The organism is Comamonas sp. BIGb0152, assembly GCF_024809975.1.
In the GTDB taxonomy this organism is placed as follows: domain Bacteria; phylum Pseudomonadota; class Gammaproteobacteria; order Burkholderiales; family Burkholderiaceae_C; genus Comamonas.
In genome coordinates, this window is sequence record NZ_JANUDY010000015.1 from 23,695 (window position 1) to 43,612 (window position 19,918).

Annotated in this window: 19 protein-coding genes; 9 read left to right on the plus strand and 10 right to left on the minus strand. The window is 63.0% G+C overall.

The window, feature by feature from the left end; all coding sequences use genetic code 11:
- Positions 1 to 2: 2 nt before the first annotated feature.
- Both M2375_RS21640 and M2375_RS21645 read left to right on the plus strand, forming a co-directional pair.
- Positions 3 to 3,182: a CusA/CzcA family heavy metal efflux RND transporter gene (locus M2375_RS21640; protein ID WP_259170331.1), complete on the plus strand. Its 3,180-nt coding sequence runs from the start codon at positions 3 to 5 to the stop codon at positions 3,180 to 3,182.
- A 195-nt stretch (positions 3,183 to 3,377) separates the two neighbouring features.
- Entirely contained in the window at positions 3,378 to 3,722 is a 345-nt protein-coding gene (locus tag M2375_RS21645) for a DUF4148 domain-containing protein (RefSeq protein WP_259170332.1), read from the plus strand.
- An 89-nt stretch (positions 3,723 to 3,811) separates the two neighbouring features.
- On the opposite strand, the gene cadR is transcribed toward M2375_RS21645, so the two are convergent.
- Positions 3,812 to 4,246, minus strand: coding sequence for a Cd(II)/Pb(II)-responsive transcriptional regulator (gene cadR / locus M2375_RS21650; protein WP_259170333.1), 435 nt, complete (start codon positions 4,244 to 4,246; stop codon positions 3,812 to 3,814).
- A 96-nt stretch (positions 4,247 to 4,342) separates the two neighbouring features.
- Here cadR and M2375_RS21655 point away from each other — a divergent pair, with 96 nt between their 5' ends.
- Positions 4,343 to 6,739, plus strand: coding sequence for a heavy metal translocating P-type ATPase (locus M2375_RS21655; RefSeq protein ID WP_404979365.1), 2,397 nt, complete (start codon positions 4,343 to 4,345; stop codon positions 6,737 to 6,739).
- Between the two features lie 191 nt (positions 6,740 to 6,930).
- Here the strand turns inward: M2375_RS21655 and M2375_RS21660 are convergent, their stop codons facing one another.
- A complete protein-coding gene (locus M2375_RS21660; protein WP_259170364.1) occupies positions 6,931 to 7,782 on the minus strand; it encodes a LysR family transcriptional regulator in 852 nt (283 codons plus the stop codon).
- A gap of 109 nt (positions 7,783 to 7,891) precedes the next feature.
- Here M2375_RS21660 and M2375_RS21665 point away from each other — a divergent pair, with 109 nt between their 5' ends.
- Positions 7,892 to 8,899, plus strand: a complete 1,008-nt coding sequence (locus M2375_RS21665) for a zinc-dependent alcohol dehydrogenase family protein (RefSeq protein WP_259170334.1) — start codon at positions 7,892 to 7,894, stop codon at positions 8,897 to 8,899.
- 76 nt (positions 8,900 to 8,975) lie between these two features.
- Here the strand turns inward: M2375_RS21665 and M2375_RS21670 are convergent, their stop codons facing one another.
- The 4 genes from M2375_RS21670 to M2375_RS21685 form a co-directional block, all read right to left on the minus strand.
- Positions 8,976 to 9,824: an aminoglycoside phosphotransferase family protein gene (locus M2375_RS21670; protein WP_310473195.1), complete on the minus strand. Its 849-nt coding sequence runs from the start codon at positions 9,822 to 9,824 to the stop codon at positions 8,976 to 8,978.
- Positions 9,825 to 9,960: 136 nt separating this feature from the next.
- Entirely contained in the window at positions 9,961 to 10,401 is a 441-nt protein-coding gene (locus tag M2375_RS21675) for a hypothetical protein (RefSeq protein ID WP_259170335.1), read from the minus strand.
- A gap of 220 nt (positions 10,402 to 10,621) precedes the next feature.
- Positions 10,622 to 11,104, minus strand: a complete 483-nt coding sequence (locus tag M2375_RS21680) for a GreA/GreB family elongation factor (protein WP_259170367.1) — start codon at positions 11,102 to 11,104, stop codon at positions 10,622 to 10,624.
- A gap of 292 nt (positions 11,105 to 11,396) precedes the next feature.
- On the minus strand, positions 11,397 to 11,906 hold the full coding sequence (locus tag M2375_RS21685; protein WP_259170336.1) for a DUF1993 family protein: 510 nt from the start codon (positions 11,904 to 11,906) through the stop codon (positions 11,397 to 11,399).
- Between the two features lie 272 nt (positions 11,907 to 12,178).
- Between M2375_RS21685 and M2375_RS21690 the strand changes: the two genes are divergently transcribed.
- Positions 12,179 to 12,625, plus strand: coding sequence for a hypothetical protein (locus M2375_RS21690; RefSeq protein ID WP_259170337.1), 447 nt, complete (start codon positions 12,179 to 12,181; stop codon positions 12,623 to 12,625).
- Between the two features lie 46 nt (positions 12,626 to 12,671).
- On the opposite strand, the gene M2375_RS21695 is transcribed toward M2375_RS21690, so the two are convergent.
- Complete coding sequence (locus tag M2375_RS21695; RefSeq protein WP_259170338.1) at positions 12,672 to 13,130, minus strand: GNAT family N-acetyltransferase; 459 nt, start codon at positions 13,128 to 13,130, stop codon at positions 12,672 to 12,674.
- A 54-nt stretch (positions 13,131 to 13,184) separates the two neighbouring features.
- The gene (locus M2375_RS21700; protein ID WP_259170339.1) at positions 13,185 to 14,456 is read right to left on the minus strand and encodes a beta-ketoacyl-[acyl-carrier-protein] synthase II; all 1,272 of its coding nucleotides are present in this window, start codon (positions 14,454 to 14,456) and stop codon (positions 13,185 to 13,187) included.
- A 108-nt stretch (positions 14,457 to 14,564) separates the two neighbouring features.
- On the opposite strand from M2375_RS21700, the gene M2375_RS21705 reads away from it, so the two are divergent.
- Complete coding sequence (locus M2375_RS21705) at positions 14,565 to 15,158, plus strand: TetR/AcrR family transcriptional regulator (protein WP_259170340.1); 594 nt, start codon at positions 14,565 to 14,567, stop codon at positions 15,156 to 15,158.
- A 152-nt stretch (positions 15,159 to 15,310) separates the two neighbouring features.
- On the opposite strand, the gene M2375_RS21710 is transcribed toward M2375_RS21705, so the two are convergent.
- Entirely contained in the window at positions 15,311 to 15,553 is a 243-nt protein-coding gene (locus M2375_RS21710) for a hypothetical protein (RefSeq protein WP_259170342.1), read from the minus strand.
- Between the two features lie 151 nt (positions 15,554 to 15,704).
- Here M2375_RS21710 and M2375_RS21715 point away from each other — a divergent pair, with 151 nt between their 5' ends.
- Positions 15,705 to 16,667 carry a LysR family transcriptional regulator gene (locus tag M2375_RS21715; protein WP_259170343.1) on the plus strand — a complete coding sequence of 321 codons (963 nt, stop codon included), beginning with the start codon at positions 15,705 to 15,707 and terminating at the stop codon, positions 16,665 to 16,667.
- Between the two features lie 67 nt (positions 16,668 to 16,734).
- Here the strand turns inward: M2375_RS21715 and M2375_RS21720 are convergent, their stop codons facing one another.
- Positions 16,735 to 17,157, minus strand: coding sequence for a DUF4279 domain-containing protein (locus M2375_RS21720; protein ID WP_259170344.1), 423 nt, complete (start codon positions 17,155 to 17,157; stop codon positions 16,735 to 16,737).
- Positions 17,158 to 17,408: 251 nt separating this feature from the next.
- Here M2375_RS21720 and M2375_RS21725 point away from each other — a divergent pair, with 251 nt between their 5' ends.
- Together M2375_RS21725 and M2375_RS21730 are read left to right on the plus strand one after the other, a co-directional pair.
- Positions 17,409 to 18,803: a PLP-dependent aminotransferase family protein gene (locus M2375_RS21725; protein ID WP_259170346.1), complete on the plus strand. Its 1,395-nt coding sequence runs from the start codon at positions 17,409 to 17,411 to the stop codon at positions 18,801 to 18,803.
- Between the two features lie 127 nt (positions 18,804 to 18,930).
- Positions 18,931 to 19,791: a DMT family transporter gene (locus M2375_RS21730; protein WP_259170348.1), complete on the plus strand. Its 861-nt coding sequence runs from the start codon at positions 18,931 to 18,933 to the stop codon at positions 19,789 to 19,791.
- The last annotated feature ends 127 nt before the right edge of the window (positions 19,792 to 19,918 follow it).

The window sequence follows — 19,918 nt, forward strand, 5'->3', positions numbered from 1 at the left end:
GCATGTTTGAACGCATCATCCGTTTTTCCATCGAGCAGCGCTGGCTGGTCATCCTGGCAGTTTTTGCCATGGCGGCACTTGGCGTTTTCAGCTACCAGCGCCTGTCCATCGATGCCGTGCCCGACATCACCAATGTGCAGGTGCAGATCAACACCCAGGCGCCGGGCTACTCCCCGCTGGAGACCGAGCAGCGCATCACCTACCCCATTGAGACGGTGATGGCGGGCCTGCCCAATCTGGAGCAAACCCGTTCGCTGTCGCGCTATGGGCTGTCGCAGGTGACGGTGATTTTCAAGGACGGCACCGACATCTACTTTGCCCGCCAGCTGGTCAATGAGCGCATCCAGGAAGCGCGCGAGAAGCTGCCGCCCGGTATTGCGCCGAGCATCGGTCCCATCTCCACCGGCCTGGGCGAAATCTACCTCTGGACCGTGGAGGCCGAGGAGGGCGCCAAAAAGCCCGATGGCACGCCCTACACCCCCATGGACCTGCGCGAGATCCAGGACTGGGTCATCAAGCCCCAGCTGCGCAATGTGCCCGGCGTGACCGAGATCAACTCCATCGGCGGCTTTGCCAAGGAGTACCTGGTGGCGCCCAGGCCGGACAAGCTCGCCTCCTATGGCATCTCGATGGACAAGCTGGTGGCAGCGCTGCAGAGCAACAACACCAATGTGGGCGCGGGCTACATCGAGCGCGATGGCGAGCAGTACCTGATCCGCGCGCCCGGCCAGGTCAAGGGCATTGCGGACATCCAGGAAGTGATAGTGGGCAGCACCCAAGGCCAGCCCGTGCGCGTGCGCGACCTGGCCGAGGTGAGCCTGGGCCGCGAGCTGCGCACGGGCGCTGCCACCGACAACGGCCGCGAAGTGGTGCTGGGCACCGTGTTCATGCTGATCGGCGAGAACAGCCGCATCGTCTCCAAGGCGGTGGATGCGCGCATGGAGTCCATCCGCAAAACCCTGCCCGAGGGGGTGAAGATCGTGACCGTCTACGACCGCACCACCTTGGTGGAAAAAGCCATTGCGACGGTGAAGAAAAACCTGGTCGAAGGGGCGGCGCTGGTGGTGGTGGTGCTGTTTCTGTTTCTGGGCAATATCCGCGCTGCGCTGATCACGGCGCTGATCATTCCGCTGTCGATGCTTTTCACCTTCAGCGGCATGGTGAAGTACGGCATCAGTGCCAACCTGATGAGCCTGGGCGCGCTGGATTTCGGCATCATCATTGACGGCGCGGTGGTGATTGTGGAGAACTGCGTGCGGCGCCTGGCGCATGCGCAAGAGCGCAAGGGCGGCCCACTCTCGCGCAGCGAGCGCTTTCATGATGTGTTTGCCGCCGCCAAGGAATCCCGCCGGCCGCTGCTGTTCGGCCAGCTCATCATCATGGTGGTCTACCTGCCAATCTTTGCGCTGACGGGCGTGGAGGGCAAGATGTTCCACCCCATGGCCTTGACCGTGGTGCTGGCCTTGGTGGGCGCGATGATTCTGTCCATCACCTTTATCCCGGCGGCGATTGCCCTGTTCATCGGCAGCAAGGTGGGCGAGAAGGAAAACCGCCTGATGACCTGGGCGCGCAAGGCCTACGAGCCTTTGCTCTCGCGGGTGATGCGCATGCCGGTGGTGGTGCTGACGGCGGCCGTGGTGGCCGTGGCCCTGAGCCTGCTGCTGGCATCGCGCCTGGGCAGCGAGTTTGCGCCCAATCTGAACGAGGGGGACTTCGCGATCCAGGCCTTGCGCGTGCCGGGCACCAGCCTGACGCAATCGCTGGAGATGCAGATGCAGATCGAGCGCGCGCTCAAGGACCAGGTGCCCGAGATCGAGCGCGTGTTTGCCCGCACCGGCACGGCCGAGATTGCCTCGGACCCGATGCCGCCCAACATCTCGGACGGCTACATCATGCTCAAGCCGCGTGCGCAATGGCCCGATCCAAAGCGCAGCCGCGAGGACCTGCTGGCCCAGGTGCAGGAGGTGGTCGAGGCGATACCGGGCAGCAACTACGAGTTCTCGCAGCCCATCCAGCTGCGCTTTAACGAGCTGATATCGGGCGTGCGCAGCGATGTGGCGGTCAAGGTGTTTGGCGATGACATGCAGGTGCTGGAGCGCACGGCGCAGTCCATTGCCGCGATGCTGCAAAAAGTGCCAGGCGCATCGGAAGTGAAGGTAGAGCAGACCACGGGCCTGCCCATGCTCACCGTGCAGGTGGACCGGGAAAAGGCATCGCGCTATGGCCTGAACATGGGCGATGTGCAGCAGACCATTGCCACGGCCGTGGGCGGGCAGGAGGCGGGCACGGTGTTTGAAGGCGACCGGCGCTTTGACATACAGGTGCGCTTGCCTGAGGCGCTGCGCAGCGACCTGGCCGCGCTGGAGCGCCTGCCCATTGCGCTGCCGCAGCAAGAGGGCAGCCGCCTGGGTTTTGTGCCCTTGTCGTCCGTGGCCAGCTTTGCGCTGTCGCCCGGGCCCAACCAGGTCAGCCGGGAGGACGGCAAGCGCCGCATTGTGGTGAGCGCCAATGTGCGGGGCCGCGATATCGGCTCCTTCGTTGAGCAGGCACAGCAGGAGCTGGGCGCGATGGCCCTGCCCAGCGGCTACTGGACGCGCTGGGGCGGCACCTTTGAAAACATGCAGTCCGCCCAGCAGCGGCTGCAGATTGTGGTGCCCGTGGCGCTGCTGCTGGTGTTCACCCTGTTGTTTGCCATGTTCAACAACGTGCGCGATGGCCTGATCGTCTTTACCGGCATCCCGTTTGCGCTGACCGGCGGCATTCTGGCACTGTGGCTGCGCGATATTCCGCTGTCGATTTCTGCGGCCATCGGTTTTATCGCGCTGTCCGGGGTGGCTGTGCTGAACGGCTTGGTGATGATCTCGTCGATCCGCGCGCTGCGAGAAGGCGGCATGGCCGTGCCCGATGCTGTGCACACGGGTGCCCTCTCGCGCCTGCGGCCGGTGCTGATGACGGCGCTGGTCGCATCACTGGGCTTTGTGCCGATGGCCATTGCCACCGGCACCGGGGCCGAGGTGCAGCGCCCGCTGGCCACCGTGGTGATTGGCGGCATTCTGTCGTCGACGGTGTTGACCTTGCTGGTGCTGCCGCTGTTGTACCGGCTGGTGCACCGGCGTGATCTCTCCGAGGACGAGCTGGAGGAGCGCAAGACCGCCGAGGGCGCTGCGCCGCACCCGGCCTAAGGGGCCGGCAGGCACGGAACACAAAGCCATGGCCCGCTGCCATGGCTTTGTGGCTTCTGCCCCATGCGCGCAGCGCGCATTGCAGCAATGTCATCTTGCTGTGTGCCTTTGGTCAGCGTGTTTTTTCAACAATGGAGCCATCTCGAATGCAAGCGCATCGAGAGTATTTCCACCTCACCGAAAGGCATTGCAACCATGCAAAACACGCGTACCTCCACCCTGTTGTCCCTGGCTTTCGCCGCCCTGTCGCTGGGCATGCTGAACCCCGCTTCGGCCAGCAGCACCTTGCACTCTGCCCCTACCGAAAAAGGCTATACGGTTGTCCCCGAGCATGCCCAGCCCGGCAAGAGCCGCGCCCAAGTGCAGGCCGAGACCGCCCAGGCGCTCAGCAAACGCGGCCCGAACGCCTTGCGCAGCAGCAACTACCCGCCCATGCCCGATACCTCGGGATCGACCAAGACGCGCCAGCAGGTGATGGATGAGTACACCAGCGAAACGCCGGCGCAACGCAAGGCACGCCTGCAAATGTTCCGGGGCTAAGCCCTGCAGGCGCAAGAAGGTGGCCCATGTAGCCACCTTTTTTGTTGCGCCCCTCGTGCTGCAGCAGCCCAGCGCCTAGTGCCTGGTGCCTAGCGCACATGCAGCTGTTGCTTCACAGGGGCGGCAGTAGGCGCCTCGGCCAGGCCGGCCAGAATGCCGCAGTGCTCGACATCCTCGGTGCCTCGGCAGCGATCTCTGAGCGCAATCAGCTGGGCCTCCAGCCCACGCAGCTCCTGGATGCGCAGCGCCACATGGCCGATATGGGCTTCGAGCAGCTTGTCGACGGTTTCAGCGCAGTCCTGGGCGGGTTCGTCTTTGTAGCGCAGCAGCTCGCGCACTTCATCGAGCGACATTTGCAGCCCCCGGCAGTTGCGGATGAACTGCAGGCGCTCCAGGTGTTGCGCTTCATACACGCGGTAGTTGCTGGCCGTGCGCGTGGGGTGCGGCAGCAGGCCTTCGCGCTCGTAGTAGCGGATGGTTTCCACCGGGGTTGCCGAGGCCGTAGCGAGTTCACCGATTTTCATGGCATTGCTTTCATGTCCACATGGAGTCTAGCGTTAAGCGCTTGACATTGTAGTTACTACAGGGTTTCTAATCGATGCAACAGGGAAACACGCTTTATGACCCCAACAAATTCCAAACCAGATACGGCCCATTCCGACACCGTGCAGCACCACAACCACGCAGAGGCATCCTGCTGCGCAGGCAAGGGCCAGCCATCCACCGCCGTGGCCGCCAATGGACGTGACCAGAGTCACGAACACGATCACGGACAGGATCACGACCACAGCCATGGTCACGATCACACGCATTCCCATGCCCCCGCAGCGGCGCATGTGCATACCGACTGCTGCACCCCCGACCTGGGCCCCGCTGCCCAGGCCAGCTCGGCCTTGAAGGCCGATGACGGGGCCTTGCTGCTGCGCATTCCCGCGATGGACTGCCCGGTAGAAGAGGGGCAGATCCGCCAGATTCTGGAAGGGGCAGCCGGCGTCAAGCTGCTGCAGTTTGACCTGCCTGCCCGCACCTTGCGGGTGGAGGCCGACCCGCAAGAATGGGCGGCAGTGACCGAGAAGATCCAGTCCGCCGGCTTCAGCACCGAGACCTTGTCAGCGCCCCCGTCCGTTGCCGATGTGCAGAAGGCGCAGCGCCGTGAGCTGTTCCGCCTGATTGCCGCCTTGGTGGTGGCAGCCACGGCCGAGCTGCTGCACCTGCTGACGCCCGAGACATCGGTCTGGCGCATGGTCGGTATGGCGGTGGCCGCCGTGGCCATTGCGTTGTCCGGCCTAGGCGTGTTCAAGAAAGGCTTGTCTGCGCTCTTGCGCGGCCAGCTGGGCATCAATGCGTTGATGAGCGTGGCGGTGATCGGCGCCTTTGTGATCGGCCAGTGGCCCGAGGCGGCCATGGTGATGGCGCTGTACTCGCTGGCCGAGTTGATTGAAGCGCGCTCGGTAGACCGCGCCCGCAATGCGATTGCCCAGCTGCTGGCGCTGTCACCCCCGCAGATCGAGGCCAAGCAAGCCGATGGCAGCTGGCAGAGCCAGGATGCCAAAACGGTGGCAGTCGGCACCTTGGCGCGGGTCAAACCCGGCGAGCGCTTTGCGCTGGATGGCGAGGTGACCAGCGGCCAAAGCGCGGTGGACCAATCCTCCGTCACCGGAGAGAGCATTCCGGTAGACAAAGCGCCGGGTGATGCCGTGTTTGCCGGCACCATCAACCAAAGCGGCTCGCTGGAGTTCAAGGTCACCAAGCTGTCCACTGACACCGTGCTGGCCCGCATCATCCATGCGGTGGAAGAGGCGCAGGGCCAGCGCGCACCCACGCAGCGCTTTGTCGACCGCTTTGCCCGCATCTACACGCCCGCTGTGTTTGTGCTGGCCGTGGCAGTGGCCGTGCTGCCTCCGTTGATGCTGGACTGGCCCTGGCTGACCGCCATCTACAAGGCCTTGGTGCTGTTGGTGATTGCCTGCCCTTGTGCGCTGGTCATCTCCACGCCGGTGACCGTTGTCAGCGGTCTGTCGGCAGCGGCCCGCCGAGGCATCCTGGTCAAGGGCGGCGCCTACCTGGAGGAAGCCCGCAAACTGCGTGTGGTGGCCCTGGACAAAACCGGCACCATCACCGCTGGCACCCCTCAGCTGGTGCAGACCCGCATGCTGTCGACCAGTACAGATGCCGCGCAGATCGAGCGCATCGCCAAAAGCCTGGCCGCCCGCTCGGACCACCCGGTATCCAAGGCCGTTGCCACCGGCATTGACGCCGAAGCGCTGGAGGTCGACAACTTTGCCGCCGAGCTGGGCCGAGGCGTCAAGGGCGATATCGCCGGCCAAAGCTATGTGCTGGGCAACCACCGCTGGATCCATGAGCGCGGCCAGTGCTCTGCCGAGGTGGAGGCGTTGATGCTGGCGATGGAGCAGCAGGGGCAGACCGTCTCGGTGCTGGCCAGCGAACAAGGCGTGCTGGGCCTGTTTGCGGTGGCCGACACCACCAAGGAATCAAGCAAGCAGGCCATTGCCGAGCTGAAGGCGCTGGGCATACGCACGGTGATGCTGACGGGAGACAACGAAGCCACTGCCCGCGCCATTGCCGCCCAGGTGGGCATCGACGAGGTCAAGGCCAACCTGCTGCCCGAGGACAAGCTCCAGGTCATCAACGCGCTGGTAGCCCAGCAGCCGACCGGCATGGTGGGCGATGGCGTCAACGACTCGCCCAGCCTGGCTGCTGCCTCCATCGGCTTCTCGATGGGCGGCGCCGGCACCGACATCGCCAAGGAGGCCGCCGATATCCTCATCATGAACGACGACCTGCGCCGGGTGCCCGAGACCGTGCTGCTGTCCAAGCGCACCTACGCCATCCTCTGGCAAAACATCATCTTCGCGCTGGGCATCAAGGCCGTGTTCTTTGCGCTGGCCGTGTTTGGCAATGCCTCGATGTGGATGGCGGTGTTTGCCGATATGGGGGCGAGTTTGTTGGTGGTGTTCAATGGGCTGCGGTTGCTGCGAGGTGGGGGCAAGAAATAGGCCTGCCCCTTTGAACCGGTTCTTGGGCGCTGCTTGTCTTCCCTGGCGTCCAAGACAGCCATCACATCGCCGAGCGATCTACCTGTCGGATCCTGCGTTCAGTCAGCAGCGGAAGGTAGACCTCGGCGATGTTCTTGTGGGGGCGTATAGCGCCACGGCTAGCCTGTGCATCGCTCAGGCCGGTTTGCGTATCAACTGCCCAGGCGGGCCACCACGAGATCGAGCAGGGCACGCAGGCGTGCCTGCCGGCGCAGATCACGGTGGTAGCCGACCCAGGTGTTGCGCCCGGGTGGTATTTCCCCGAGATCGAGCCGTCGCACGCCAGCCAGCGCATCGCCCAGCGGGCGGGGTAGCACCGCGACGCCGGCACCGAGCGCGCACATCCGCGCCTGCACATCGCGGTTGTTGCTGCGGGACACGATCTGTGCGTTGGGCAGCATCTTCTTCAGCCACAGGGCATCGGGCATAGCGCCAAAAGCGGTGTCCATGGTGATCAGCGATGTGCCGGAGCCGTCGCCGGCCTGCGGTGCCTCACGCTCGGCGTGCAGGTAGGCGCCGTAGTCGATGTGCATGAGCTTGCGCGAGACCACCTCGGGCTCGTCAAAGGGCTGAATGCGAAAGACCATGTCGGCCTCGCGCCGGGGCAGGCTGAAATGGGTGGCGCTGGTCAGCAACTCGACAGTGACGCGCGGCTGCAGCTGCGCGAATTCGGCCAGCACAGGGGCCAGAAGATGCGCACCAAACCAGTCGGAGGACGAGAGCCGGAGCATGCCTTCGAGATGGCCGTCGCGCCCGGAGAGTTTGCGCTCCAGTCCATGCACCTCTTCCTCCATGCGCTCAGCATGCGCGAGCACGGCCGTGCCTTCGTCGGTCAGTACAAAGCCGTCTCGGGTGCGCTGGAACAGCGTCTGCCCCAAGGCCCGCTCCAGGGCGTGGAGCCGCCGGCCCATGGTCGGCTGGCTCTGGCCGCTGCTGCGTGCCGCGCCACCCAGCGTGCCGGTGCGCGCAATCGCCAGGAACACGCGCAGGTCGCTCCATTCCATCTGCATGGCAGTCCCTTCAAAAGTGAATGAATAGACGTCAGTATTGTCTATTTTCAAACGTTTGAGTAGGTCCAACAATGGCGTATCTCTTATCCCCAAGGAAGCTTGCATGACCCCCTCTCTCTCCATGACCGCCGCGCTGCTTGATACCCACGGCAGCGCCTTTCGCATTGCCTCCATTGCACGTCCGCAGCCCGGCGCCGGGCAGGTGCTGGTGCGCATCCACGCCAGCGCGGTCAACCCACTCGACACGAAGATCCACGCGGGCGAAGCGCCCCATGCGCGCCATCCGCTGCCCGCTGTGCTGGGTATCGACCTGGCAGGCACCGTGGCCGCCGTGGGCGCAGGGGTGACGGGCTTTGTGGTGGGCGAGCGCGTGTTTGGCATGACGGGCGGCGTCGCCGGCTTGCAGGGCTCGCTGGCGGAGTACGCGGCAGTCGACGCCGCCTTGCTCGCGCCGATGCCTGAGCACCTGTCGATGCGCGAGGCCGCTGCACTGCCGCTGGTCTTCATCACCGCCTGGGAAGGCTTGGTCGACCGCGCCAGTGTGAGCGCCGGGCAGAAGGTGTTGGTGCATGGCGGCGCCGGTGGCGTGGGGCATATCGCCATCCAGATTGCCCGGGCCCGGGGCGCCGACGTCTTCGCGACTGGCACCGCCGAGCAGCGCGCCTTTATCGAAAGCCTGGGCGCGACTGCCATCGACTACCGCGCGCAGACCGTGGACGCGTACGTGGCGCAGCACACGGCGGGCCTGGGTTTCGATACCGTCTATGACACGGTTGGCGGCGCAACGCTCGACGCGTCCTTCCAGGCCGTGCGCCGCTTTGGCCATGTCGTGAGCTGCCTGGGCTGGGGCAGCCATGCGCTGGCGCCGCTGTCCTTTCGCGCGGCCACCTATTCAGGCGTGTTCACCTTGCTGCCCATGCTCACCGGCGAAGGCGGCGAGCACCATGGCGAGATCCTGCGCGAGGCCGCACGCATGGCGCGCGCAGGCCAGCTCGCTGCCCAGCTGGACCCCAGGCGCTTCGTCGTCGACTCGGTGTGCGAGGCCTATCGGGTTCTCAAGGCCGGTACGGCACAGGGCAAACTGGTGGTGGATATGCTGCAGGGCGCTTGAACGGAGCGGAACGGCCCTGGCCCTGCTGGCCCCGCTGGCCTTCTGGCTATGGGCCAGGACGCCTCTCCGTTTGGATTTAATCCATGGCTTCTCGGGCGAGATGCGCAAGCGCTAATTGCTCGTTGGCCTTCGTGACCGCTTCGTCCTCCAGAAACCAAGCCGCTGACAAAGCGGCCTGAGCCATCACCCATTTGAGCAAACGCTGACGATCTAGCCCTGTGAGCGTGACGACCAAGGCGAGCTGCCGCCTGAAGCGCTCAGGGTCCGTGCAGGTCTTCAGGTCAGGATTGCACAGCACATTGACGTAGTCGTAGTAGCGCTCACCTGTGACGCGCTTGGGATCTATTGCGAGCCATCCACGCTGGTTGAAATCGAGGATGTTGCTATGGTGCGCATCGCCGTGCAGAACGACTTGCTCGCGTTGCTCGCTCAGTAGCGCCCTTGCCACTGACGCGCATTCGGCCATCAATCCCCCTTGCTTCTGCGCCATAGGCGCTAGCGACTTAAAAAAATGCGTGAGGGAGCGTAGTTTTTCAGGAGGAGCCGAGGATCTTTTCGAATGCAGTTGACGGATGGTGTGGCAGATAAAGCGCGTCGCCGCATCATCCTCGTCCGCTAAAGCCATGCGCAGTAAATGCCTTGAACCGGTTGCACGCTCCATCAGCAGCGCTCCCGTATCGGGGTCGTAGGCATAGACGTGCGCCGCACCATGGCCTCCCCACCATTGCAGCACCTGGCCACCGATCTGCTCATCAAGATCCCGTGCGATTTTGATCATTGCAGGGCAATCGGCCCATGTCCCTGTGAGAGTGACAGGCAGCAGGTCGCTGGTATGCGTGGCGAAAGGACTGCCAGCGACCTGTGCATTCCAACGATGGAGGTAGGTGTCAAACAGGTGGAGAGGGGGCATCCGGCGCATTGTCATGGCAACACTTTCACGGTAAGAGGAGGGCGGGCGTAAGTCCAGTATCCCCGCTTGGCTGCAGCGCTGGGGGAGCAAGGCCTGCAGTCCGATACCCGCTCACGGTCTGGGCGAAGCAGCAGTCATCGGGGAATAGGTACTAGAGAGTAGGCCAGAGTGACCAGGTTCCATAGGCATGCAGCAGACCGATACAGCCGCAAATACCAGACGAGATGAGCCAAAACGCCGTTGAGTTCTCGGGAAACTTCGCCTTCAGAAAGGGCGAGGCCACAGACCTGGCTAGGTAGACCGTGCTGATGCCAAGCAAGGCCCATTTGGTCAGCGGAAGCCGTTGCTCTAGAACCCCTGCGCCGGACAACGCAAAGACTGTCCAAAGAAAAAGTACGCCTGCTAGGGAAAGCGTCACAAGGCTGGGCCTGAGGTACTTCGCTTCAGCCGCTTGGGCCATGCGCTCGCCCGCGCCCATGAACCGATAGGCTTTCGGACCTATCGCGATACATGCCAAGTGGGCCAAGGCGGCGACAGCGCTGAATGCTGCCCCAATGAGCAGCGCAAATGCGCCAGTGCTGAGTGTGTGCATTGAGATGTCGATCTGGTTTTAGGAGATGCAGGTAGTGTGTACCTGTAAGCGCCAATTTCATGGGTTCCCGAAACCAGGCGCAGGATGATTTGGCGCTCGCCTCAAATGCCTGCCCGGTGAATGTATATCGTCCGCTGCCTGCCGGATAGAAGAACCCAAAGGTGGTGGACGTATAACTTCTGCTCGATTCCGCATGAACATGCTGGCTGCTGAGCGGCTCTTAACGCACCCACAGCACCTCAAACTGCTGCCTGTTTTGCGCAACTTCTATCGATACTTCATCACCTTCACCCTTGCCCAAGAGCGCATGGCCTAAGGGGGCTTTGCTGCTGATGACCTGGATGGATTCAGCGCCGATGACCAACTTCATGTTCCCGCCATCCGGGCCGAGAAAGAGCTGTTGTTGCTTGCCGTCCGAATCCAGCAGGCAGACCAGCGCACCAAGCTGTATGCCTTTGCTGGCGTTATAGGGCTGCGGGTAAAAGAGTCGCCAATGGGCCAACGATTGGCGGATGGCCTCTGCTCGGAGTGCTTGGCCACTGGCCAAGTAGGCGGCTTCCAGACCCAAGGTGTCGTACTTGTTTTCGGCAATGTTCTCCTCATGGGTCGCCGCTTCATGCGCAGCCCTCACCGCCTGCTCGACTTGCAGCAAGTCCGCAGCGAGCCGTTCCATCACCTGCTGCTGCACCAAGCATTTATCCATCATGAAAAGTAGGCATCTCGAAAAAGTTTTGGGGGCGCATGGCCAAGGGTTGCTACCGCTTTCGACGTTTGCATTGACTGCACATGAATAGCTATCCATGAGCCGATAGGGCGCAAGTCCTGTATCTCATGGGCCTGCTCGCTCGCCAAGAGCCGCTGCACCCCTGACAACTGCTTTTGAGGCTGGAGCCATGGTGGGCCAAGGGCTCCCCCATTGGCCGTTCGCTGGCATCGCGTAGCCATGAAGGTGCGGGTTGCTATCGGTCAGCCGTGACCGAGTGCTGCCACTGGGGTTAGTAGGCACCCATATAGTCGCGCTTGCCGACCTCAACACCGTTGTGGCGCAGGATCGCATAGGCGGTGGTCACATGGAAGAAGAACTGCGGCAGACCATAGTGCAGAAGATAGGCACTGGCGGTCAGCTTCTTTTCCTTGGGCGTGCCGGGGCGCAATACGATGTCGCGGCTTTCGCTGAGATCAAATTGCGCGGGTTGGAAGGAGTCAAGATGCGCCAGCGCCTTGGCGATCAAGGCTTGAAGGTCGGCAAAGCTGGTCTCCGAGTCGGGCCAAGAGGGCACTTCGGCACCCGCCAGGCGGGAGGCAATGCCCTTGGAGAAGTCTGAGGCGATCTGTACCTGACGTACGAGCGGAAACATGTCGGGAAATAGCCGTGCCTGCAGCAGCGCATTGGGATCGATATTGCGTTGCGCCGCGTGGTCTTCGGCCTTCTTGAGCACATCGGACAGGGCACGCAACATCTGCTGCATGACGGGAATGGAGGCGGTGTACAGCGGGCTGGTCATAGAGAATTCACTTTTCAGAAGGGGCGCGATGGCCGAGGTTGGCTGGCAGTGCGGCTGCCGGCCATGGAAGGCTAACAGCAAAAAGGACTGAGCATCATGCATGATGTCGTGACAGGTTTCGCTAACCCCGCCGATCAGGGACTTTTACAGAGGGCCCTGCGCCTCGGTTGAAGAAGATTTTTTGTGGAGAAGGCCATGACCAGACTATTGATGTCGCCCAACTTGTCTCACAGCTTGTACGCCATGCATGGCGTTCGCCCCATGGAGGCGATATGAGAAAAATGTTTTCACTCTGCGCCCTCGTGCTGCCAATCGCCTTCGCCGGCCAGGCCATTGCAGGAGCCAATACGGCACAACTGAACTGCAGCGGCAATCACGCCGGGCATGTGATTAGCTTGGTGGGCGATATGCCGGCCTCCATCGTGGAGGTCAATCTCCAACTCTCCTACCGGGGGCAAACCATAGTCCTGGCTTCGCCCGAAGCCAGAACCTCGGAGCGCACTGATTTCCGCCGTGGCATCTTTAAGTTGGAGGCGGCGCTCTCTGCATCAAACAAGCTCCAGCTGCAAGCCAAGCCCAAGGGCATCAAGCACAAAGGCAGCATGGGCGCTGGCAAACTCCACGCCAGCTTTGGCGCCATCCTCAAAGAGGCACCTGAACCCTTTACAGCCGCGTTAAAAGGGGCGGAGCTCCGTTGCACCTATATCTATGAAATTTGAGAACGCGTGTCTGTTCAGCCTCTGATGGCGGGCGTGGGCAGTCGGTTTACGCTGTATGGACGCTATCGACTGGCAGATGGGGCGCGAACGCCTGGGTTCTCTCCATCAGCACATACGCGCCTTCCGGGCCCTCAGCCTGGCTGCGCACGCGCCAGCCCTGCGCCTGGTAGAACTGCTGGGCACGCGCATTCGCGGTCAGGCATTTCAGGGTAGGCACACCGGAAAAGTACGGCTCGCAGCCCGCCAACAGCATCTTGCCTACGCCGAGCCCCTGGTGCCGAGGGTGCACAAACAAATGGTGCAGAAAGCTGTCTTCCAACCATATAGACGCAAAGCCGATGGGCTGGTGTGCATGCGCTGCCACCAAAATCTGCTCACCGGCGGTGCCCACATCGAAGTCTTCCAGCTGGTGGGCGCCAGCGCCGGCCCACGAGAAAGCGGCATCGCGTGCCACCACAAATAGCTGGCGCAGGGCCTCCCGGTCGGCCTCTACAAACGTGCGCACGCTGATCTGCATATTGCTGCCTCTATCCATGACTCACCATGGCGCAAGCGTATCTCAGCCCCCAAACCGCTTCAGCACCAAGGACGCATTCACCCCGCCAAAACCAAAGCCGTTGAGCATGGCGTGCTCTATGGCATGGGCGCGTGCACTGGCGCGAATCAGATCCAGGCCATCGGCCAAGGGGTCGGGGTTCTCCAGGTTGAGCAAGGGCGGTGCGATCTGGTCGCGCAGGGCCAAGACGGTGAAGACCGCTGCGGCCCCGCCGGCGGCGCCCAGCATATGGCCCAGCGCGGATTTTGTGGCGGTGATGGAGGGGCCCTGGCCCGCACCAAACACCTGGCGAATGGCTGCCAGCTCCCCCCGGTCTCCGACAGGGGTGGAGGTGGCATGGGCATTCAGGTGCTGGATATCGCCGGGTTGCAGCTGTGCCTGGCGCAGGGCGGCACGCATTGAGCGGGCTGCGCCCGATCCATCCTCTGGTCCCGAGGTGACATGGTAGGCATCGGCCGAGGTGCCATACCCCAGCACTTCGGCCAGTGGGGTGGCGCCGCGCGCCAGCGCATGGTCCAACGCCTCCAGCACCAGCAAACCGGCACCTTCGGCCATCACAAAGCCGTGCCGCGCCATATCAAATGGCCGGGACACCTGGCCTGGGTGGCTGTCACCGCCGGTCGCCACGGCTTTGGCGGCGGCAAAGCTGCCAAGGGCCACCCGATCAATGGTGGCTTCGCTGCCACCGCACAGCGCCATGTCGGCCTCATTGTTGCGAATCAACCGTGCCGCATCGCCAATGGCCTGGATGCTGGCGGCGCAAGCCGTTACGGGTGCGCCCAGCGGGCCCTTGAGTTGGTGGCGGATGGAGACTTGGCCGGCGGCCAGATTGGCCAAAAAAGCCGGCACGGTAAAGGGCGAAAGGCGCTGGGGCCCTTTGCCATCGGTGGTGCGCACCGCTTCGGTGATGGTGCTAAAGCCCCCCACGCCCGAGCCGATGATAGTGGCTGCCCGCTCTTGCTGCGCGGCACTGGGCTGCGCCCACTGGGCATGCGCCAGTGCCTGGTCTGCCGCGCCCAGCGCAAAGGCGATAAAGCGGTCCATGCGGCGCAGCTCTTTGGCGGAGATGGTGGCCTCCGCATCCCAACCCGCTTGCGGGTCTTCTTCCAAACTGGGTACGCGCCCTGCGACCGTGACGCCGGTGCCTGCACCGACCTCGGCGGCCAGTGCGCGCACGCCCGATTGCCCCGCCAGCAGGCGCTGCCAAGCCAGCTCTACATTGCAGCCCAGAGGAGACACCAGGCCCAAACCGGTGATGACGACGCGACGAACCATATTGCACCTTTCGCGGCTGGACTGCCTCTCTACAAAAGCGCAGAATCAAGCCTTATTGATGATGGTCGTCATCATAAATGAGTTTTGATGATGGGTATCATCTAACGCATGAAAGTCAGCAAAGCACAAGCGGCCGAGCACCGCGAAGGAATCGTCGATGCCGCTGCGCGCCTTTACCGAGAAAAAGGCCTCGGTGGCGTGGGCGTGGCCGAGATCACGCGCGACGCGGGCTTGACGCATGGCGGGCTCTACCGGCACTTTGCCTCCAAGGATGCGCTGGCCAGAGAAGCTTGTTTGCGCGCCTTTGATTGGACGATTACGCCGCTGGAGGGCCTGGATACAGCAGGCGCTGATGACGACCCTGCCAGCAGACTGCGCGCACTGGTGCATGCTTACCTGTCGGAAAATCACCGCGATGACCCCGGTGAAGGCTGCCCCGCTGCCGCCTTGGCCACCGATGCAGCCAGGGCGGGGCCGGAAATGTCCGAGGTGTTTGCCCAAGGGGTGGAGCGCAATATCCAGCGCTTTATGGAGGTCGTGCAGGGAGAAGAGCCTAGCAAGCGGGCCCAGACCATCGTGACCCTGAGCAGCATGGTGGGTGCATTGCTGCTGGCCCGTGCCACAGCGGCGGGCAACCCTGCTTTGTCGGAAGAGATTTTGGCCACTTTGCGGGAGCAGCTGGCGCCGTTGGGTGGGGAGTGACGGGGCGCAATGCGGTTTGCGGTGCTGCTGGTAAATAGCGGCAAATAGCTGGATTCATGCCATCCTCACCCTGAGACGGCAAAAGATTTAGCTTGGCGCATGCCCGCGGGAATGGGGCAGTGCGTCACCGAAGACGTGTGGAGGCTATCAGCTCATTCCGGCGCCCCAAAGGCCCCTTCACGCGACAGTCCATAGCCGGCAATGAAGAACTCATACGTGGTGCCGGTAGCTACGTCCGTTGCGCTTTCAATGCCGATGGTTTCCAGCGCACCTTCCAAAACCTGTGCCTGCTGCAAGGGCTTGGCATCGATCTGCTGGGCGACGATATAGCTCCCATCCACTGCCCGAAAAATCACATCGCCCTGCGGCGTCACGGCCTCAATCACATTCTGCATAGCTGGCTCCAAAATCAATCGCGGTGGGGCCTGATGGCCGAGCACCTTAAAGGCCGACTGTACGCAGGCGGCAGCCTTTCCGGTAGAGGGCGAAAGCTTGCAGAACTCGTAATTTATATTTACGAATAGGTTTGGCGATACAGTCGTAAACATGATGAATCTGCGCGCCATCGATATCTTTGTCAAAGCCCTGGAAGGGGGATCCATTGCCTCGGCCGCTCGCCAGCTGGGCATCTCCCCGGCGGCGGCCAGCCAAAACATTGCGCGGCTGGAGCGCGAGCTGGGCACGCGCTTGCTGACGCGCACCACGCGCTCGATGGCGCTGACCGAAGCGGGGGAGCGCTACCTGGCCCGGGTGGCGCCGGTGCTGGGTGAGCTGGCGCGGGCGCAGGCCGATGTGTCTCTCGTCCATGGCGTTGTGCAAGGGCGCTTGCGCGTGGCCTGCATGGCTGCCTTTGGCCGCCATGTGCTGGCCCCTTTGCTGCCAGCGTTCCAGGCGCGCCATCCGCAGCTGGCGCTGGAGCTGCTGGTGACGGACCGCGATGTTGATGTGCTCAAGGAGGATGTAGATGTCAGCATCCGCTACCGTGATGTGCTGGAGCCCGGCATGTCGGTGCGGCCCCTGGCGGCCATGCCCCGCTTGCTGTATGCGTCTCCCGCCTATCTGGAAGCGCATGGCCGCCCGCAGGTGGCCGAGGATCTGCTGCAGCATGCCTGCCTGATGTACCGCCGCGAGCGGGACGGGCGCCTGATGCGCTGGCCCTTTGTGCGCGATGGCCAGCGGGTAGACCCCGCCCTGCGCATTGCCGCCATCGGCAGCGATATCGATGCGCTGGTGGAGTTGGCAGCCGCTGGCGGCGGCCTGGTCTGGGCCGGCAGCTTTATCACCCAGCGCCATGTGCAGGAAGGGCGGCTGGTGCCGCTGGTGCTGCAGCCCGCACGCAAAGGCCGCAAAACGCCAGCGGGCCAGCTGCAGCTGGAGGATGTCACCCTGGACTTTTTTGCCTGCTTTCGCGACCGCCAGTATGTGCCCGCCAAGGTGCGCAGTTTTGTGGACTATTTGCTGGAGGTGCTGCCGGGGCATCCTTGCTTGGTGGGCCGGACAAGCAATTGAGCTTGTACACGCTCAGGTAGTTCAGCACGGAAGTCCGTCGTCGTTGTAGTTTTAGACGAATAGGCGCTTAGATTTCGTGCTCGTAGTCATCCACATAGTAAAAGTCGAGATCTAATGCCAAGCCCAACATGGAGGCCTGCCTGACTTGCTCTCGGTCGAAATGCATGCCGTGGCCGCTAGGCGGAAAGTAGCCGACGCATTGCAATGTGAGGTCATGCTCTGCCCAGAGTTGCCTGAGCGCATCAGCCTTCGGGCGTAGCGACTGCAGGATTTGTGCGATATGTTCCGCAAGCGGATGTGTGTCATCAAGTCCACTGCGTAAGCGCCAACTCATGAATTTGCGTGGCTTTCCCGTGCGTGGACTGATGTCTCCGGCATTCCAGGCCTCAGAAGGCTTAACGCCAAGGAGTGCGGTGACGTGTTCATGCGTCCCGGGCCCGGTGATGTGGAAGTAAGCGTATTCGCGAGTCGTGAGCGGTGGAGAGGTCATTGGGGACGAGTTTATAAACGGCTGCTCAAAAAATCTAAGGTTCAGCAGACTATATCTATCCGCAGCTGTGTCTAGCGCTTATGGTCGAAGGTAGGCAAGCAAGTACGCAGCCTAGCGTCGTGCCATGTTCTGTGAGTGAACACATTGCTATTGCCGACAGAGCCTCATGCCATCGCAACGCCTGGCCATCTCACCCAATAACAATTAAGCTCCACCGTTATGGAATTTTTACCAGAACAGTGGAGGTAGCCATGGCACGCAACGGTACCCTAATTCAGCAGGTGATGGCGCATGTGCGTGCAGGGATTGCCTCGCGCAGCTACTTGCCGGGTACGCGGCTGCCGTCGGTGCGGCAGCAGGCGGGGCTGCTGGGCATGTCGGTGTCGACGGTGGTGGAGGCTTACGAGCGGCTGGCGGCAGAGGGCCTGGTGGTGGCGCGGCCGGGGGCGGGCTTTTATGTCAACGGGCCGGTGGCACCGCTGGCGCTGCTGGCGCTGGGGCCCAAGCTCGACCGGGTGGTGGATCCGCTGTGGGTGTCGCGCCAATCCTTGGAGAGTGACCATGCCACCTTGCGGCCGGGCTGCGGCTGGCTGCCACCTGAATGGATGTTTGAAGAGGGCGTGCGGCGGGCGCTGCGCGCGCAGGCGCGGGGGCCGCTGGGGGAGTTGACGGAGTATGCGACGCCGCTGGGCAGCCCGGGGCTGCGCCAGCTGCTGGCCAGGCGCATGGCGGCCACGGGCGTGGAGGTTTCGCCCGCGCAGGTGATGCTGACGGAATCGGGCACCCAGGCCATCGACCTGGTGTGCCGCTTTTTGCTCAAGCCTGGCGACACGGTGCTGGTCGATGACCCTTGTTATTTCAACTTCCATGCGCTGCTCAAGGCGCACCAGGTGCAGGCGGTGGGCGTGCCCTACACGCCGCAGGGCCCCGATGTGCAGCTGTTTGACAAGGCCCTGCAAGCGCACCAGCCTCGGCTCTACATCACCAATGCCGGCATCCACAACCCCACGGGCGCGGCGCTCTCGCCGCTGGTGGCGCACCGGCTGCTCAAGCTGGTAGAGGGCTCGGAGCTGGTGATTGTGGAGGACGATATCTTTGCCGACTTCGAGCACCAGCATGCGCCCCGGCTGGCCGCGTTTGACGGGCTGGCGCGCGTGATCCAGATCGGCAGCTTTTCCAAAACGGTCTCGGCCTCTGTGCGCTGCGGCTACCTGGCGGCACGGCCTGAGTGGATGGACAGCCTGGTGGACCTGAAGCTGGCCACCACCTTTGGTGCAGGAAGGCTGGCGCAGGACCTGATCTTGAAAATCCTCACCGATAGTGGCTACCGCAAGCACATGGACACGGTACGCCAGCGCCTGGCCCTGAACATGGAAAAAGTGGCCACCCGGCTGCGCAAGCTGCGCTTGGAGCCGGCCTTGATGCCGCAAGCGGGCATGTTTTTGTGGTGCCGTTTGCCCCCAGGCGTAGATGCAGCTGCAGTGGCGCGTGCCTGTTTAGAAGAAGGCGTGGTGCTGGCGCCGGGCAATGCGTTCAGCCAGTCGCAGTCGGCCGGTGATTTTTTACGCTTCAACGTATCGCAGTGCGCGGATGAGCGTGTTTTTGCAGTGCTGGCCCGGGCGATGCGCCACCCGTCAGCAGCGTAGAACGGCAAGGAAAGCCGTGGCCTGTACTGCTATTTATTGAGAACAGTTTCTTTAAACTGTACTGCACTGTGTCTGGCGCGCCGCTTGGCCTGCGTGGTGTACTCCAGCCTCGATCAAGGAGGCTTGCATGGAAAAAAGTACCAGCGGATGGGCGAATGGCTTGCTAGGGGTGGCCATTTTTGCCGGTTCGCTTCCGGCCACCCGCATTGCGGTGGCAGATTTGAACCCCAGCTTTTTAACCTGTGCACGCGCAGCGGTGGCCGCGCTGCTGGCGGGCGCCTTTTTGCTGGCCCAGCGTGCGCAGCGGCCAGCGTTGGCGGATGTGCCGTCGTTGGCCATAGCGGCAGCCGGCGTTGTCGTGGGCTTCCCGCTGCTGACGGCTTTGGCGCTGCAGCGCATGACCTCTGCCTACTCCATCGTGTTCGTTGGCTTGCTGCCGCTGTGCACCGCCATTTTTGCGGTGCTGCGTGGGGGTGAGCGGCCCAGGGGGCTGTTTTGGGTGTTTTCGCTGGCAGGGGCTGGTGTGGTGGCGGGTTATGCCGCCATCGGGGGTGGGCAAAGCTCGCTCAGCGGCGATCTGCTGATGCTGGCTGCCGTACTGGTCTGCGGCATGGGCTATGCAGAGGGCGCTCGCCTGTCACGCAGGCTGGGCGGCTGGCAGGTCATCAGCTGGGCGCTCATGCTGTCTTTGCCCTTGATGCTGCCTTTGGCGCTGTGGCTGGCGCCTGCAACGCTGGCCCATCTCAGCGCGTCCACCTGGCTCAGCTTTGTCTATGTGGCGGTTTTTAGCCAGCTCATCGGCTTTGTGTTTTGGTACCGGGGCCTTGCACAAGGCGGCATTGCTGCCGTCGGCCAGCTGCAGCTGCTGCAGCCTTTTATGGGGTTGGCGCTGGCTGCAGTGTTGCTGCATGAGCAGGTCAGCTGGTCGATGCTGGTCGTCACCCTGGTGGCCGTGGTCTGCGTGGCGGGGGCCAAGAAATACGCTTGATCCAGGCGGATCACAGCGGCTGGCAGCGGGTGCCGCAAGCTGGCTGTCCGCATCCGCAACCTAGCGGGCAGGTTCGGCAAGTTCTGTGTGGCGCTGGCGAAGTTATCTGGCGCTGGGCGAGGCGGAA

Excerpts from the sequence above, each read along its gene's own strand:
- M2375_RS21685 (WP_259170336.1), bottom strand. The coding sequence starts at position 11,906 with ATGACCAGCCCGCTGTACACCGCCTCCATTCCCGTCATGCAGCAGATG.
- M2375_RS21670 (WP_310473195.1), bottom strand. The coding sequence starts at position 9,824 with ATGACAATGCGCCGGATGCCCCCTCTCCACCTGTTTGACACCTACCTC.
- M2375_RS21640 (WP_259170331.1), top strand. The coding sequence starts at position 3 with ATGTTTGAACGCATCATCCGTTTTTCCATCGAGCAGCGCTGGCTGGTC.
- M2375_RS21690 (WP_259170337.1), top strand. The coding sequence starts at position 12,179 with ATGAGAAAAATGTTTTCACTCTGCGCCCTCGTGCTGCCAATCGCCTTC.
- M2375_RS21665 (WP_259170334.1), top strand. The coding sequence starts at position 7,892 with ATGACCCCCTCTCTCTCCATGACCGCCGCGCTGCTTGATACCCACGGC.
- M2375_RS21710 (WP_259170342.1), bottom strand. The coding sequence starts at position 15,553 with ATGCAGAATGTGATTGAGGCCGTGACGCCGCAGGGCGATGTGATTTTT.
- M2375_RS21725 (WP_259170346.1), top strand. The coding sequence starts at position 17,409 with ATGGCACGCAACGGTACCCTAATTCAGCAGGTGATGGCGCATGTGCGT.
- M2375_RS21660 (WP_259170364.1), bottom strand. The coding sequence starts at position 7,782 with ATGGAATGGAGCGACCTGCGCGTGTTCCTGGCGATTGCGCGCACCGGC.
- M2375_RS21675 (WP_259170335.1), bottom strand. The coding sequence starts at position 10,401 with ATGCACACACTCAGCACTGGCGCATTTGCGCTGCTCATTGGGGCAGCA.
- M2375_RS21720 (WP_259170344.1), bottom strand. The coding sequence starts at position 17,157 with ATGACCTCTCCACCGCTCACGACTCGCGAATACGCTTACTTCCACATC.
- M2375_RS21700 (WP_259170339.1), bottom strand. The coding sequence starts at position 14,456 with ATGGTTCGTCGCGTCGTCATCACCGGTTTGGGCCTGGTGTCTCCTCTG.
- M2375_RS21715 (WP_259170343.1), top strand. The coding sequence starts at position 15,705 with ATGATGAATCTGCGCGCCATCGATATCTTTGTCAAAGCCCTGGAAGGG.
- cadR (WP_259170333.1), bottom strand. The coding sequence starts at position 4,246 with ATGAAAATCGGTGAACTCGCTACGGCCTCGGCAACCCCGGTGGAAACC.
- M2375_RS21645 (WP_259170332.1), top strand. The coding sequence starts at position 3,378 with ATGCAAAACACGCGTACCTCCACCCTGTTGTCCCTGGCTTTCGCCGCC.
- M2375_RS21655 (WP_404979365.1), top strand. The coding sequence starts at position 4,343 with ATGACCCCAACAAATTCCAAACCAGATACGGCCCATTCCGACACCGTG.
- M2375_RS21705 (WP_259170340.1), top strand. The coding sequence starts at position 14,565 with ATGAAAGTCAGCAAAGCACAAGCGGCCGAGCACCGCGAAGGAATCGTC.
- M2375_RS21730 (WP_259170348.1), top strand. The coding sequence starts at position 18,931 with ATGGAAAAAAGTACCAGCGGATGGGCGAATGGCTTGCTAGGGGTGGCC.
- M2375_RS21680 (WP_259170367.1), bottom strand. The coding sequence starts at position 11,104 with ATGGATAAATGCTTGGTGCAGCAGCAGGTGATGGAACGGCTCGCTGCG.